At 34.5% G+C, this 1,604-nt stretch carries 1 protein-coding gene; it reads left to right on the top strand.

All coding sequences use genetic code 11. The features are described 5' to 3' along the window. Nucleotides 1–70: 70 nt before the first annotated feature. Nucleotides 71–1,474 (top strand): IS1182 family transposase, encoded by a 1,404-nt coding sequence (locus I4V84_RS19440; RefSeq protein ID WP_195993192.1) that lies wholly within the window; start codon nt 71–73, stop codon nt 1,472–1,474. The last annotated feature ends 130 nt before the right edge of the window (nt 1,475–1,604 follow it).

Genomic DNA, 1,604 nt, shown 5'->3' with positions numbered 1-1,604 from the left:
CAGACTGTCTAACAATTAAGAAAAATGCTATAATAAAACTACCAAATACAGTATCGTAGGGGGATTCGTTATGGCATATATTGTTGGCACAGATAGATATCAGACAAGAATGATAACCACTTCATTAGACGACTTAATAAGTAAGGATAATTCTGTCCGAGTAATAGATTCTTATGTAGAATCCTTAGATTTAGAAAATCTGGGTTTTATAGAGTATAGCGGTAGGAATCGAGGACAATCACCTTATCGCCGATCTGATTTATTAAAACTTCATATCTATGGTTATTTAAATAAGATTCGTTCTAGCCGCGCATTGGAAACAGAAACAAAACGCAACCTTGAATTAATGTGGCTGGTAAACTGCATAACACCTGATCATGGTACTATTGCAGGGTTTGTTCAGAAGAACAATGCTGCGTTTCATAATACATTACGAAATCTTACCCTTATTCTCAAAGGTTGGGGACTCATTGATGGCGAACTGATTGTTATTGATGGAACAAAGATCCATGCTCAAAACAGCAAGCATAATTGTATTACGCAAAGCGGTTTAGATAAAAAAATCGAATATGCAGAAGCTCAGATAAATGCATATCTTATGGCAATCGCTAAAGATGAGGTGCCGGCAGATGACCTTACAGATAAACTAAAAACCTATCAAGAGTTAAAAGAACAGTATCTTACACAAAAACAGGAATTAAAAGATGAAGGACTGGAACAAAAGAGTTTGACAGATCCTGATTCAAGAAGGATGAAAAATAACGGTTCATTGGATATCTGCTACAATGTACAGTCTGTTGTAGATGCAAAGAATCATTTCGTTGTAGATATTTCGACGACTAATGATATAAATGATCAAAACCAGCTTTATACTATGGCACAAAAAGCATCCGAACTTTTAGAAAAAGAGTCTTCTACAGTTCTTGCAGATACAGGTTATTATAACGGAACGGAGATAAAAAAATGCGTTGATGCTGGAATGAATGTCTTTATAAAAAAAGCTAAAGCGAATAATGCTACAAAAGATAATGAATTTCGCAAAGAAAAGTTTATCTATAATGGTGAGACTGATGAATACACATGCCCAGCAGGAAATAGATTACGATTCTTTGAAAACACTTCGAAGAATGGTATGAAGTATCGCAAATATAAGTGTACAGACTGCAATTCATGCAAATATAAAAAAGACTGCACTACTTCTTCATCTGGAAGAACGATACAGCGTTGGGTACATGAAGATGTTCTTGAAACTGTGTATAATGAAACACTAAATAATAACGAGGTTTATAAACAGAGAAGATGTATCGTGGAGCATCCATTTGGGACTATAAAAAGGAGCCTCGGATATAATTTCTTTCTTCGACGCAGACAAGAGAATGTTGACGCAGAAGCTGCATCTATGTTTATCGCTTATAACTTTAAGCGATTATTAAGCATGTTTTCAACAGAAGAATTAGTAATGAGGTTTGAATAATGTATGATGTAACAGAGGGGAACACATGTAATTCATGTGAAAAACAAAGATAAAAATGGTATTAAAAAAATCGAAGATAAAAATACCGTCTACATCAGACTGAATTTTTGAATTGTTAGACAGTCTGACG

Origin of the sequence: Ruminococcus sp. 1001713B170207_170306_F1, from assembly GCF_015668065.1 — a bacterium.
GTDB lineage: Bacteria > Bacillota > Clostridia > Lachnospirales > Lachnospiraceae > Blautia_A > Blautia_A faecis.
Note: the sequence above shows the minus strand (reverse complement) of the source record. Positions and strands in the feature narration are given on the sequence as shown.

What these genes read in the sequence shown, in the direction of transcription:
- I4V84_RS19440 (WP_195993192.1), top strand. Translation starts at nt 71, where the DNA reads ATGGCATATATTGTTGGCACAGATAGATATCAGACAAGAATGATAACC.